Genomic DNA, 12,586 nt, shown 5'->3' with positions numbered 1-12,586 from the left:
CTTTTCTTTTACAACAATTATTCAAACTATAAAGGCATCTCCAAAATATGAAGGTGCTTATAACCTTTTAATACTTCTCTTCTACCTGTAATTCTTTACTGCACTTTTGAATGAAAACCGATAAAATAACCATTACTATGCCCACACTAAAACCAATAAGTTGATCTAATAGCATTTCATCATGAATAAACCAGCGAAGTAAAAATACACCACCAAAAATAAGCAACATAGTAAATCCAGTATGTCTAAGCCCTTTATATACATTTTCCATATGTATCACCTCTCCACATACTTTTATCCATATTATACCACACACCCATCAAGCAAACGTATCGTCCTCTGGCAGTATGCAGCTACCTTTTGGTCATGTGTAACAACTAGCACCGTTTTCCCTTGTTTATTAATTTCTTTTAAAATACTCATGATTTTTTCTCCGTTTTCTTGATCGAGAGCACCAGTCGGTTCATCCGCGAGTATAATTTTTGTGTCTTGTGCTAAAGCCCTTGCTATCGCCGTTCTTTGCTGCTCTCCTCCAGATAATTCGTGGGGATATTTGTTAATATGCCTCTCCAGCCCTACCATCTCAAGCATTTCTTTTGATATTTGTATACGTTTCTTATGAGCAATTTTTCTATATATAAGCGGGAGCATTACATTTTCAATAATTGTATAATCATCTAGTAGCGAAAAGTTCTGAAACACAAATCCAACTTCCTTATTTCTATACTTATGATAGTTTGACTTTAATGTACTCGTATCCATGCCATCTAAAAAATACTTTCCAGTAGAAGGGCTATCAATTAAGCCAATAATATTAAGTAAGGTTGATTTCCCTGAACCAGATGGTCCCATAATGGCTATCATTTCTCCTTTTTCTATTGTAAGATTAATATCTTTTAAAGCACTAAAATTACTCTTTCCGTATCCCTTAGCCACATTTGCGAGCTGAATCATCTATAACACCTCTTTCATATATGTATTTTTTATTTTTAGTACATTGAAATAAATGATTGCATATATAACGAGGATCATTACAAGTGATAAAGCAACTATAACAACCAATGATTCTATAGAGACTTTTAACGTTCCAAAGAAAGATAATATACTATTTTCTAGCCCTTTCTGAATTTCAATTACTCCGCTATTCTCCCATTGAAAATACATAATTCCTATACATATAGATAAAACGAATAACAACATATACTCAATAACAAACGGAAGACATAGTTGAAAAGTACTTGCTCCTAATGCTGATTTAATAGAAATATTTTTACGTTCCATATAAAGCGTGGCCATTGATGTTAATAAAATAGATATAAATGAAAAAGATAAGACTGTACCGCTTAATAATAAGGGATATGACATATTATCAATGCCTTGCTTTTCATTTTCTAATAATCTATCCGGATTTGTAACATAATACGAATACCCCTTACCTTCTGTTACCTTTAATACTTTCTTTTGAAATTCATTCATATTTATCTTCTCATTTGTTTCTATAATTAACCCATTGTATAAAAGGTCTACACTATAGAACTCTATTTCTTCTGTTCCAATTGGTAAAATCGCCATGTCATCTAATAATGTAATACGATTATCCGATATTTCACCGCTTCGAGGATATGTAAATGCTGAATTTTTTTCTAAAAAGCCAATTACTTTTAGTTTCATTTTTCCAGATGGTATGATATCACCAATAGATGCCTTTCCTTTATAATTAGCCCCTAATATAACAGGTCTACTATCAAATACTGATTTATGAAATTCCGATTCCTCAAAATATCTTCCTTGCGAAAGACGTATATGAAAATATTTATTAATATCTTTATCCACAAGCAAAGTTTTTATCGTTTTATTTTCTTTATTTAAGGTAAATGAATATGTAAGAAACAAATAATTTGTTATATTTGTAATCGGTATCGTATTAGATAATCCTCTCATGAAATGTTGATAGTCATCTTTTGCTTTTTCTTTGCTAAACAACGTTATATTTTGTGTTGCATACAGCTCGTAGAAATTTTTATTAGTCGATAAATTATTTGCTACCGTCATCATTTTTCGATATCCCGAAAGATTACTAACAAATTCTATTGCTGAAGAAAATGCAATAATTAAAGAAATTACTATAATCAAACTTGGTAACAACCGTTTTTTCACAGACCGTATAGACTCAAATATAAAAAACATGACGACCTCCTACGTTCTTAAATGATTTCCGGGATATATATTTATAACGTGCTTGATTGGAATTACAGTAACAAAAAATGTAAGAAAAATTATAAAAACAACATTACATATCAATACATATAGTGTTAACGGTTTTACTAAGTATGTCTGAAAATACGTATGAATTGTTCCCGAAAATATTTCTAGCGTAATAAAAACTAAGAACATCGCTGCTAGAGAAATAAACAAAATTTGAATATATAGTTCGCAGTAAATAGATATATTAGAAGCACCTACTGCCTTTTTTAATGAAATCTCTCTTTCTTTTTTATAAATCCAAAATAAAACCGCAGAAATGCCAGAAACAATTGCAACAAGAATGAATTTATAATAATACTTATTTGCTGGATCTATATGTGTCACATGTAGTTCCTGAAGATCTCGTTCATTCAGTATTTGAACATCTCCCGAAAGCACTTCTTTACTCCTATCCATAAACTTTTTTATTTCGTTATGAATAGATGATGTAGGATTAACAACTGTTAATTGTAATTGTTTACTCGCGATAATACCTTTTTTAGATATAGTAGGTAAGTTTTGAAGTGGAACGTATATGCCTGCTACACCGACGTCACTGTCTTTTCTCGATATAGTTCCTATTTTTTTATATGTATCATCAAATTCATATAATTCCTCTACATTCGTTTGATCGCCAACAACCATATCGTTTACATTTTCACGATAAAAATATTGTCCCTCAGAAATATATGGCTTCCAATAATAATCATCTTTTAAGTTCACAGCTATGATCTTTGTTGCCCCTGAACTATTTAATGCTTTTAAATGCTCTACGTAAATATCACTTTTCACAAAAGTATCTTGTATGAAAGGAATTATTTCTTCCAATTCAGTTGCATTCGCTATCGGAACAGTTAAAACTTGATTCTTCTCTGGAAAACCGATTTGAAAAGCAGATATAAAGTTTCGTTTAGACTCTGTTAAAAGTGCGGCTATTGATATAGAAAGAAAAGAAATAAAAAATGACATAAGGAGAATTAAGAAAAACAGTTTATTGCTTTTTATATTTTTAAAAGCTAGGTACATGTCTGTGCTCCTTTTAAATAAGAAGGAGATGATGAACATCCCCTTCTCCTTATCCAAATATTTATAAAGACAACTGTTTAATGCTTTTTACCACTGTAATCGTAAGTTACCATTACTATCAAAAGTACCTTTGTGTGTATCTTCTTGATAGTCATTATCCTCATTCGCATAATGCTCCGAGTATACTCCTTTTGCACCAAAGCCGTTAAACGCATCGTTACTCACAGTAGCATTTAATGCCCTTCCCGATTCATAAGGTCCTAATTTATCCGAGGCACTTTCAATATATGTATAACTTCCATTTGAATTAATAAAAGAAATCGTTACAGAACAATGGGATGCATTTTGATTCGTAGTAGTTTGAGCTCTATAAGATAGCAGATTATCGTTTTTATGAACGCTTAACGTTGAGTAGAAGGCACTAGTTGAGATTGCTGTTGCTAATAACACGAATGTTGTTATTGTAAAAACTTTTCCCTTCATAACAATCACCTCTTAAATAAATAATTCAATAGTGCTACATCGTCATAGTATCTTTCAATCGCATGTTCCTCAATAAGAAAACTATATGTTTTACAAACTCTTAAAAAGCTTAAACATTTATACATTTTTTAAAAACAATATAAAAAGACTGCAGAGAACTCCATCTCCACAGCCTAATTATTATTTTTGCAAAAACGCCTGCAAATCTGCAAATTGTCTCTTTGCATCTTCATAGCCTTGCTCGTATAAATTTTGTAGTTTTGCTGTATCTTTTTCCATACGATCTACTTGAAGCGGCACTTCTGGGCGAATAACAAATAAATTACCAGCTTGCTCTTCTTTTTCAATATAGTGTAGTGTTTCATTATACACTTCATAACGATTGAGCATCGTGTTAACAAGATTCGGATATTTTTTATAAGCTTTTCCTGCAATCCATCCGAATTTTGATTTTTTCTTCGCGTAACCATGATTTCTCGTTAAAATAACGACTGATTTTTCAAATCCATCTTCCTGTGCTTTACGAACTGGAATTGGATCAGAAATCCCACCATCTAATAACTGCTTACCACGATAATTTACTACCGGTGCAATGAAAGGCAATGAACTAGACGCTTGTAATAAATTTAGCGCATCATCATTCGTTCCTTCTTTTTCAAAATAAACTGATTGTCCTGTTTCACAATCCGTCGTTCCTACAAGGAAACGCTCTGGGCTATTAAAGTATGTTTCAAAATCAAACGGTACATGCTTTTCTGGAATTTCATGAAAAATGAAATCCATATCAAATAGTTGACGTTTTCTCCATAAGTTTTTATACGATAAATATTTCGGATGTGATGCATAATCAATATTGACCGTTTTATTTCTATTTCTTTGTCTGGAAAGATACGACGCTGCATGACAAGCACCAGCTGATACACCAATTACATATGGAAAATATAAATCTTGTTCCATAAAGTATTCTAATATCCCGCCCGTATATACACCACGCATACCGCCGCCTTCTAATACTAACCCCGTACTTTCAAGCATGTTACTCTCTCCTCTATATATATTGACTCTTTAATTATTCACCATGTTAAGTATCTTTTTCTATTATATATGAGTTCTTTCAGAAATTATATTGAAAAGACTTGAGAAAAAGGAGTTTTTTCTTCCAATTATATTTCCAAATAATCGGAGACATCCTTTATAAACCTTTGAATAAAGTCTTGCTCTTCTTTCGTATATCCATCTAAAAGTAACAACCACTTTTCTTCAGCTTGCTTATGCAATTTTTCATGAGCTATATATATTTCATTTCCACTTTCCGTTAAGCGGAAGAAGATTTCTTTTTGATTATCTAACATTTGCATCTTCTCAACGAATTGCTTTTGAAACAACTTTGTACAAATTTTAGAGATTGCTCCCTTCGTCATGCCCATTTCTGTCGTAATTGCCGTTACATTCATCAAACCATTTTTTCCGATACATTCGATTACATGTAACTCAGATAATGACATGCCACTTACACCTGTCTCACGAAGAAATTTCTCGTTTTGTCGTTTTAAATGTTCTTCTTTTTTATGCAAAAGTGTACGAATGTCCGAAAGTATTTCCATTTGTTTCGTTGCATGATCCAATCCGTTCGCCCCCTAAGTTTCCAAAGAAACAATTTAACTATATATCATTTTAAAATTATTTTTTCATATTTACAAGTGAGAAAAACATGTTAAAATAAATTTAGTTTCCAAGGAAACTAAATTACAAGGAGGTTAACATGATGAAAAAATCTAAACTAAATTTCATTTTATATGTTATCTGTATTAGTGCCTTACTTGGTTCCTTCGCTCAAAATATTTATACACCTATCTTACCGATGATTCAAAATTCATTTCATACTTCTCTTTATCTTGTAAATGTAACAGTTTCACTTTTCACATTCGTTCTTGCGATTATGCAGCTCATATATGGACCTTTAATTGATACAAAAGGGAGAAAATCTGTCCTTATCCCTAGTTTAGTCATTAGTACAATTGGTTCAATCGGATGTGCTTTTTCGGCGAACATTTATTTATTTCTATTTTTTAGAGCTGTTCAAGCTATAGGAATAGCGGCTATACCTGTAGTTTCAGCAACGATTATCGGCGATTTATTTGAGGGAAAAGAACGAGGTAAAGCGATGAGCCTATACCAAATGTTACTTGCCCTCGCACCTGCAATGGCCCCTTTCATAGGTGGTTATCTCGGCAGTATAAATGGTCACTTATCTGTATTTCTCTTTTTATCTATACTTGGCATTATCTTATTAATTATAAACATTTCACTACTTCCAGAAACAAAGCCAAATGTAATTAAGCAGTCTAAAGCACGAAAGAATTACTCTCTTATCTTAAAAAATAAAACTGGATTTTCTATTACTCTTATTGGCTTCATTCAATTTTGTATTTACTTTTGCTTCCTCGTTTTTTTACCGAGCATTTTAACAAATTCATTTCACTTAACTGCAAGTGAAATTGGTCTTATGTTTGTACCAATGTCTCTTTCTATTATGCTAGGGAGTTATTGCTACAAGTTTTTGCAAAAACGCCTCACAACAAAGCAAGCTTTATTTATTACGAGTTTCTTCAATATTATATGTGTCGTTTTATTCTCTTTCACATATAGCATCAATATCCCATTCATCATTATCGCTACATCTTTGTACGGTTTTAGTATGGGACTTTCTATGCCAACTCACACTACTTTATTAACAGCAGAATTCGTACAAGAGCGCGCAACAGCTATCGGTATGTACAACTTCATCCGCTATATTGGTATGGGCACAGGGCCACTTATAGGTGGATTTCTTTTATTTAACCAAAATCACTTTTGGATTTTCTTCCTAGGCGCAATTATATTTTTACTTGTAATCTTATATGCAATGAAAATGCTACGCTTTCATGCTGTACAAAAAGTAAAATAGAGCCCCCCAAAAAGGTCGGCTCTATTTTATCCTCTTTGATCCGCAACAATATGAATATCAATATACTTTGTTTGTCTCATAATTTCATTTACAATAGAGCCTTTTCGTATTTCTTCCCATCTTGTTCTTGCCGATTGTCCAAGTAAAATTTGCGTCACCTGTAATCTTTTTGCCACTTCAATAATAACATCTGCTGGCTTTCTTCCCTTTGCTTCTTCTAATATAAAACTTGCATCAAATTGATTCGTTAGCAACTTCCACTCTTCAATCGTCTGCTTTTTTCCAGCTGAAATAGAATCTATATTTTCCCTCTCAACGTTTAATACGTACAATTCAGCATTTAACCGATCAGCCATGCGCCATCCCCGTCGTATTAATTTCTCCGCTGTTGAACTGTATTGTACACAAACGAGAATTTTTTCTTTTACACCAATCGGTTCTATTACTGTTTGGCTAATTTTCTCGTCCATATCATCAGCAACTTCTCGAAGTGATAATTCCCTAAGTGCTCCTAAATTATTAAGTGTAAAGAAGTTTTGTAAACTTTGCTGAATTTTTTCTTCTTTATATATCTTTCCGTCTATTAGTCTCTTCCTTAATACCTCGGGCGTTGCATCAACAAGCTGAATTTCATTTGCCTTTTGTAAAATAAAATCTGGAATTCGTTCTCTTACTTTTACATTCGTAATTTGAGCTACAATATCATGAACACTTTCTAAATGTTGAATATTAAAAGCTGATAATACCGATATACCAGCCTCTAACAATTCCTGCACATCCATATAACGTTTTTTATGCTTAGAACCAGGAACATTACTATGTGCGAGTTCATCCACTACAACTACTTGCGGTGCGCGTTTTTTTATTCCTTCCACATCAAGCTCATAAAATACCTTTCCTTTATACTGTATTTCTTTCAAAGGAAATTTTTCTAAATCAGCAATTGCTTCTTCCGTCTCTTTTCTTCCGTGCGTTTCAATTAAACCAATTACAATATCAATTCCATCTTTTTTCATCTCTCTTGCATCAAAGAGCATTTTATAACTTTTTCCTACGCCTGGAGCTGCCCCTACATATAGCTTTAACTTCCCGCGGTTTTGCTGACGAATATATTCTAAATATTCCTCTGGCGTTCGCCTTTGAAACGTCGGTTTATAGTCATCTGCATACAAAACATTCACAACCTTTCTTTCGAAACAACGCTACCTCAATCCATTAGATTGAGGTAGCACTGTTACTATTTCAGTAGTTTCTGTAATTCTAAATTTAGCTTTAAAACGTTCACGCGATCTTCTCCTAATAAACCAAGTGCTGCACCTTCTGTTTGATCTTTAATCAACTGATCCAGCGTTTCTTTCGGGATTCTCGTTAATTTCGAGATGCGCTCTACCTGTACGGACGCCGCCTTCGGACTAATATCAGGATCTAGCCCTGAACCTGAATTCGTTACTAAATCGATCGGCACTTCTGTAACTGGAACAGTTGGATTTTGTTTCTTCCACTCTTCAATACTTTTCTCTACACGTTTTGCTAAATCTGGATTAGATGGTGCATAGTTATTTGAACCAGATGCTTCAGCCTTATATTCAATACTAGAAACACGCCCTTGAAAATAACTTGGATCCGTGAAGTTTTGCCCGATTAATTTAGAACCAATCACTTCATTTTTATCATTATATATTAGACTTCCATCCGCATTATCCTTCATCACTGCTTGTGCAATACCAGTAACAATAAGTGGGTATACAAGTCCACACAACACTAGAAATGTAAAAGTAATACGAATAATTGGTGATAGTATACTTTGTTTCTTCTCCATCTTTTTCCCCTCTTCCTTATATGAACAAGCCGACAATCATATCAATTACCTTAATTCCAATGAACGGAACGATAACTCCACCAAGCCCATAAATAAGTAAGTTTCGGCTAAGCAATGCATTAGAACTCATCGGTTTATATGCGATACCTTTCATCGCTAACGGAATGAGTAATGGAATAATAACAGCGTTAAATATTAATGCTGATAAAATCGCTGACAGTGGTGATGTTAACTTCATTATGTTCAATGCTTCCATTTGCGGAATTGCAAGTGTAAACATCGCTGGAATAATCGCAAAGTATTTCGCTATATCATTCGCAATACTAAATGTCGTTAACGCACCACGCGTCATTAACAATTGCTTACCAATTCCTACAACCTCAATAATTTTTGTCGGATTCGAGTCTAAATCAATCATGTTCGCCGCTTCTTTCGCTGCTGTCGTACCACTATTCATCGCTAATCCAACGTCAGCCTGTGCTAATGCTGGAGCATCATTTGTACCATCACCTGTCATCGCTACAAGTTTCCCTTTATCTTGCTCTGCTTTAATAACAGCAATTTTATCTTCTGGTTTACACTCGGCAACGAATTCATCTACCCCTGCTTCTTTTGCAATCGTTGCTGCTGTTAACGGATTATCACCTGTACACATAACCGTTTTAATCCCCATTTGGCGTAACTGTTCAAAACGCTCACGCATACCCGGTTTTACTGTATCTTTTAAATAAATTAAACCGTAAATACGATTATCTACTGCAACTACAAGTGGTGTTCCACCCTCTTTTGAAATTAAGTCTGCTTTTTGATTTACATCTTTCGGAATTGTTCCGCCTTGTGACCCAACCCATTCAATAACGGCACCTACAGCACCTTTTCTCACTTTCGTTCCGTCTTGTAAATCAACACCACTCATTCTCGTTTCTGCTTTAAACGGAACAAACTCACCTTGTTCTGCAAGTTCTCTATTATATGATATAGATTTTCCCTGCACATACTCGATAACAGATCGACCTTCTGGTGTTTCATCTAAAACAGAACTAATAGCAGCCCACTTTCCAACTTGCTCAATCGTTTCATTTCCTACAGGCAATAATGTATGAGCCATCCGGTTCCCAAAAGTAATTGTACCTGTTTTATCTAAAATAATTGTATTAATATCGCCCGCAGCTTCTACTGCTTTCCCTGACATCGCTAACACGTTAAATTTTGTCACCCGGTCCATCCCAGCAATACCAATCGCTGATAGCAAACCACCAATTGTCGTTGGAATTAAACATACTAACAATGCTACGAGTACAGCTGTATCAATTTGAAAACCTAAATAATTTGTAAAAATCGGCAACGTCACAACGACAATCAAGAAAATAAGAGTTAAACTCGTTAATACTGTATTTAAAGCAATCTCATTCGGCGTTTTTTGACGAGCAGCTCCTTCTACTAAAGAAATCATTTTGTCGATAAATGATTCACCAGGATTACTCGTAATGACAATTGTAATTTCATCACTTACCACCATCGTTCCACCTGTTACGGAACAAAAATCACCGCCTGCTTCTTTTATAACAGGAGCTGATTCCCCTGTAATTGCAGATTCATCTACAGACGCTAATCCTTTAATAACTTCACCATCATTCGGAATCATTTCTCCTTGTTTTACGATAACAACGTCACCTTTTCTAAGATCAGTTGCTGAAACTTGGACAATGTCTCCATTTTCTTTTACAACATTTGCAAACACATCTTTCTTCGACTGCTTTAAAGAATCGGCTTGCGCTTTACCACGACCTTCTGCTAATGCTTCTGCAAAATTTGCAAATAAAACTGTAAATAATAGAATAAGAGAAACTGTTATATTAAACCATCCTGGTATACTACTAGAACTGCTTGGAATAAAAGATAAAATGAACGTAATGATAAACCCAATTTCCACAACGAACATAATCGGATTCTTTATCATGACTTTCGGATTCAATTTCGCAACGGATTGTTTCATCGCATGTGTTACGATATCACGATCCATCGTTTTTGCTTGTCTAACTTCATCTTCTACAGCATGTATTTGTGACTTATTTAATTGTTTTTCTTTTACTACTACCGGTCTCATCATTTACCCTCCATTACTTCAATGTAAGAAATTCTGCAATTGGTCCAAGTACTAACATCGGGAAGAATGTTAATGCACCGACAATTACAATTGTTCCGATGAAGATGCCACCAAATAAACTATTATCTGTACGGAACGTTCCGACTGTTTCTGGCACTACCGCTTTTTCTTTCAGCGAAGCTGCCACAGCTAACATCGTAATTAAACTGAAGTAGCGTCCTAAAAACATAACTAAACCAGTCGTAATATTCCAAAACGGTGTATTATCTCCTAATCCTTCAAATCCAGATCCGTTATTCGCAGCTGACGATGTATATTCATATACAACTTGCGTTAAACCGTGGAAACCGGAATGAGAAATAGCATCCGTCCCTAAATTTGTTGAAAGAGCTAATGCCGAAAATCCTAAAATGAGCAATGGATGAAATAAAATCGTGACCGCAATTAATTTCATTTCCTTACCTTCAATCTTTTTACCTAAAAACTCTGGTGTCCGTCCAACCATTAACCCAGATATAAACACTGCAATAATTGCATACATAATAATGTTTACAAAACCTGCTCCAACGCCGCCATACACTGTATTTAACATCATATTTACAAGTGGAACTAGACCGCCAATTGGTGTTAATGTATCATGCATCGTATTAACAGCGCCTGTTTCAGCAGCTGTCGTTACCGTTGCGTATAGTGAAGAAAGTACTGTTCCAAATCGTACTTCCTTCCCTTCTGTACTCCCTTGTACATGTTCGATACCCATTCCATTTAATGCCGGATTCCCGTTTAGTTCAGATGTCGTAATTGTTATAAACCCTAGTAAAAATACCATAAATAGTGACACGAAAAGGATGCGACCTTGTTTTTTATTTCCTACCATTCGTCCGTACGTAAACGGAAGTGCTGTTGGTAATAACATCATAAGCATCATTTGCAAAATATTACTCATTTGTCCTGGATTTTCGAAAGGATGCGTAGAGTTTGCTCCGAAAAATCCACCGCCGTTATTTCCAAGTTCCTTAATGGAAACGAATGATGCAACAGGTCCACGTAAAATACTTTGCTTTGCACCTTCAATCGTTTGTGCTGTAACCGCCCCATCTAACGTTTGTGGTACGCCAAGTGCGACAAAAACTAGTGCTGCAATAAATGCGATAGGAAGAAACACTCTCGTTAACGCTCTCGTAAAATCAACGAAAAAGTTACCAAGTTCTTTTCCAGCAAGTCCTCTTATAAAAGCCATAACGAGCGCTAATGTCGTTGCTGGTGCCGCAAACATTAAAAATGTAATCCCGATCAATTGTGATAAATAGGATAAACCATTTTCACCGCTATAATGCTGTAAGTTTGTATCAGCCATAAAACTAATCGCTGTATTAAAAGCGAGCGTAGGCTCCATCCCTTCAATATGCGCTGGATTTAGCGGCAACACACCTTGTAATCTGAAAATGAAATATACAACAACAATCATAAATCCGTTGAGTAAAACTAATGATAATGCGTACTGTTTCCACGTTTGATTGTATTCTTTTACACCCGTAATTTTAAAAATAAGTTTTTCAAAAGGCCCGAATACTTTATCTAGCGTTTTGCTACCTTGAAAAGCTTTTTCTAAATAAATCCCCGTTGGCTTTGCTACTAAAATAAACAAGAGCATTGTAATAATGACTGCAACCCAAATCATAATGAATGATTCCCCCTAATTAAAACTTCTCTGGATTTAATAATGCATACACTAAATACACTGTAATTGCTGCGACAATAACCGATAAGACAATCATCATGATTGTTTTCCTTCTTTCACAACTTTATCTGACCAACTTGCAAGACTTGCCATCGATGCAACTAATAAAATAAAAATCCCGACCATTACAACATCTAACATAGCTATCCCTCACTTCTTTTGTTAAAATTTACCATTTAAATATTAAAAAAGAACACTGAGCTCTACTCAGTGTTCAAA

Annotated in this window: 14 protein-coding genes; 1 reads left to right on the top strand and 13 read right to left on the bottom strand. The window is 34.4% G+C overall.

The window, feature by feature from the left end:
• Positions 1–67: 67 nt before the first annotated feature.
• From JFU02_RS23365 to JFU02_RS23335, 7 genes are all read right to left on the bottom strand, one after another.
• Positions 68–271 (bottom strand): hypothetical protein, encoded by a 204-nt coding sequence (locus tag JFU02_RS23365; RefSeq protein ID WP_000432820.1) that lies wholly within the window; start codon positions 269–271, stop codon positions 68–70.
• Positions 272–303: 32 nt separating this feature from the next.
• The gene (locus tag JFU02_RS23360; RefSeq protein WP_000615292.1) at positions 304–954 is read right to left on the bottom strand and encodes an ABC transporter ATP-binding protein; all 651 of its coding nucleotides are present in this window, start codon (positions 952–954) and stop codon (positions 304–306) included.
• Complete coding sequence (locus JFU02_RS23355) at positions 955–2,187, bottom strand: ABC transporter permease (RefSeq protein ID WP_201071702.1); 1,233 nt, start codon at positions 2,185–2,187, stop codon at positions 955–957.
• A 9-nt stretch (positions 2,188–2,196) separates the two neighbouring features.
• Positions 2,197–3,270 carry an ABC transporter permease gene (locus JFU02_RS23350; RefSeq protein ID WP_201071699.1) on the bottom strand — a complete coding sequence of 358 codons (1,074 nt, stop codon included), beginning with the start codon at positions 3,268–3,270 and terminating at the stop codon, positions 2,197–2,199.
• An 87-nt stretch (positions 3,271–3,357) separates the two neighbouring features.
• The gene (locus tag JFU02_RS23345) at positions 3,358–3,753 is read right to left on the bottom strand and encodes a hypothetical protein (RefSeq protein ID WP_000676994.1); all 396 of its coding nucleotides are present in this window, start codon (positions 3,751–3,753) and stop codon (positions 3,358–3,360) included.
• A 180-nt stretch (positions 3,754–3,933) separates the two neighbouring features.
• Positions 3,934–4,788, bottom strand: a complete 855-nt coding sequence (locus tag JFU02_RS23340) for a patatin-like phospholipase family protein (protein ID WP_061667656.1) — start codon at positions 4,786–4,788, stop codon at positions 3,934–3,936.
• A gap of 128 nt (positions 4,789–4,916) precedes the next feature.
• Positions 4,917–5,378 carry a MarR family transcriptional regulator gene (locus tag JFU02_RS23335; protein ID WP_061667657.1) on the bottom strand — a complete coding sequence of 154 codons (462 nt, stop codon included), beginning with the start codon at positions 5,376–5,378 and terminating at the stop codon, positions 4,917–4,919.
• Between the two features lie 140 nt (positions 5,379–5,518).
• Between JFU02_RS23335 and JFU02_RS23330 the strand changes: the two genes are divergently transcribed.
• On the top strand, positions 5,519–6,700 hold the full coding sequence (locus JFU02_RS23330) for an MFS transporter (protein WP_097820849.1): 1,182 nt from the start codon (positions 5,519–5,521) through the stop codon (positions 6,698–6,700).
• 26 nt (positions 6,701–6,726) lie between these two features.
• Here the strand turns inward: JFU02_RS23330 and kdpDN are convergent, their stop codons facing one another.
• The 6 genes from kdpDN to JFU02_RS23300 are packed head-to-tail and all read right to left on the bottom strand — an operon-like array spanning position 6,727 to position 12,508.
• Entirely contained in the window at positions 6,727–7,881 is a 1,155-nt protein-coding gene (gene kdpDN, locus JFU02_RS23325) for a KdpD-like non-kinase potassium sensor (protein ID WP_003306340.1), read from the bottom strand.
• Between the two features lie 56 nt (positions 7,882–7,937).
• Positions 7,938–8,519, bottom strand: a complete 582-nt coding sequence (gene kdpC, locus JFU02_RS23320; protein WP_097820851.1) for a K(+)-transporting ATPase subunit C — start codon at positions 8,517–8,519, stop codon at positions 7,938–7,940.
• Positions 8,520–8,535: 16 nt separating this feature from the next.
• The gene (gene kdpB / locus JFU02_RS23315) at positions 8,536–10,626 is read right to left on the bottom strand and encodes a potassium-transporting ATPase subunit KdpB (RefSeq protein WP_001248005.1); all 2,091 of its coding nucleotides are present in this window, start codon (positions 10,624–10,626) and stop codon (positions 8,536–8,538) included.
• Between the two features lie 13 nt (positions 10,627–10,639).
• Positions 10,640–12,307: a potassium-transporting ATPase subunit KdpA gene (gene kdpA, locus JFU02_RS23310; RefSeq protein ID WP_097959976.1), complete on the bottom strand. Its 1,668-nt coding sequence runs from the start codon at positions 12,305–12,307 to the stop codon at positions 10,640–10,642.
• 19 nt (positions 12,308–12,326) lie between these two features.
• Complete coding sequence (gene kdpF, locus JFU02_RS23305; RefSeq protein ID WP_223153441.1) at positions 12,327–12,404, bottom strand: K(+)-transporting ATPase subunit F; 78 nt, start codon at positions 12,402–12,404, stop codon at positions 12,327–12,329.
• Positions 12,404–12,508 carry a SipW-dependent-type signal peptide-containing protein gene (locus JFU02_RS23300; protein WP_000887894.1) on the bottom strand — a complete coding sequence of 35 codons (105 nt, stop codon included), beginning with the start codon at positions 12,506–12,508 and terminating at the stop codon, positions 12,404–12,406. Before JFU02_RS23300 ends, kdpF begins: the two co-directional genes overlap by 1 nt.
• Positions 12,509–12,586 lie beyond the last annotated feature (78 nt).

It is taken from the genome of Bacillus sp. TH13 (genome assembly GCF_016651175.1).
GTDB lineage: Bacteria > Bacillota > Bacilli > Bacillales > Bacillaceae_G > Bacillus_A > Bacillus_A thuringiensis_S.
This window is presented reverse-complemented; position numbering and strand designations above follow the sequence as displayed.

Excerpts from the sequence above, each read along its gene's own strand:
- JFU02_RS23365 (WP_000432820.1), bottom strand. The coding sequence starts at position 271 with ATGGAAAATGTATATAAAGGGCTTAGACATACTGGATTTACTATGTTG.
- JFU02_RS23360 (WP_000615292.1), bottom strand. The coding sequence starts at position 954 with ATGATTCAGCTCGCAAATGTGGCTAAGGGATACGGAAAGAGTAATTTT.
- JFU02_RS23355 (WP_201071702.1), bottom strand. The coding sequence starts at position 2,187 with ATGTTTTTTATATTTGAGTCTATACGGTCTGTGAAAAAACGGTTGTTA.
- JFU02_RS23350 (WP_201071699.1), bottom strand. The coding sequence starts at position 3,270 with ATGTACCTAGCTTTTAAAAATATAAAAAGCAATAAACTGTTTTTCTTA.
- JFU02_RS23345 (WP_000676994.1), bottom strand. The coding sequence starts at position 3,753 with ATGAAGGGAAAAGTTTTTACAATAACAACATTCGTGTTATTAGCAACA.
- JFU02_RS23340 (WP_061667656.1), bottom strand. The coding sequence starts at position 4,788 with ATGCTTGAAAGTACGGGGTTAGTATTAGAAGGCGGCGGTATGCGTGGT.
- JFU02_RS23330 (WP_097820849.1), top strand. The coding sequence starts at position 5,519 with ATGAAAAAATCTAAACTAAATTTCATTTTATATGTTATCTGTATTAGT.
- kdpC (WP_097820851.1), bottom strand. The coding sequence starts at position 8,519 with ATGGAGAAGAAACAAAGTATACTATCACCAATTATTCGTATTACTTTT.
- kdpB (WP_001248005.1), bottom strand. The coding sequence starts at position 10,626 with ATGAGACCGGTAGTAGTAAAAGAAAAACAATTAAATAAGTCACAAATA.
- kdpA (WP_097959976.1), bottom strand. The coding sequence starts at position 12,307 with ATGATTTGGGTTGCAGTCATTATTACAATGCTCTTGTTTATTTTAGTA.
- kdpF (WP_223153441.1), bottom strand. The coding sequence starts at position 12,404 with ATGATTGTCTTATCGGTTATTGTCGCAGCAATTACAGTGTATTTAGTG.
- JFU02_RS23300 (WP_000887894.1), bottom strand. The coding sequence starts at position 12,508 with ATGTTAGATGTTGTAATGGTCGGGATTTTTATTTTATTAGTTGCATCG.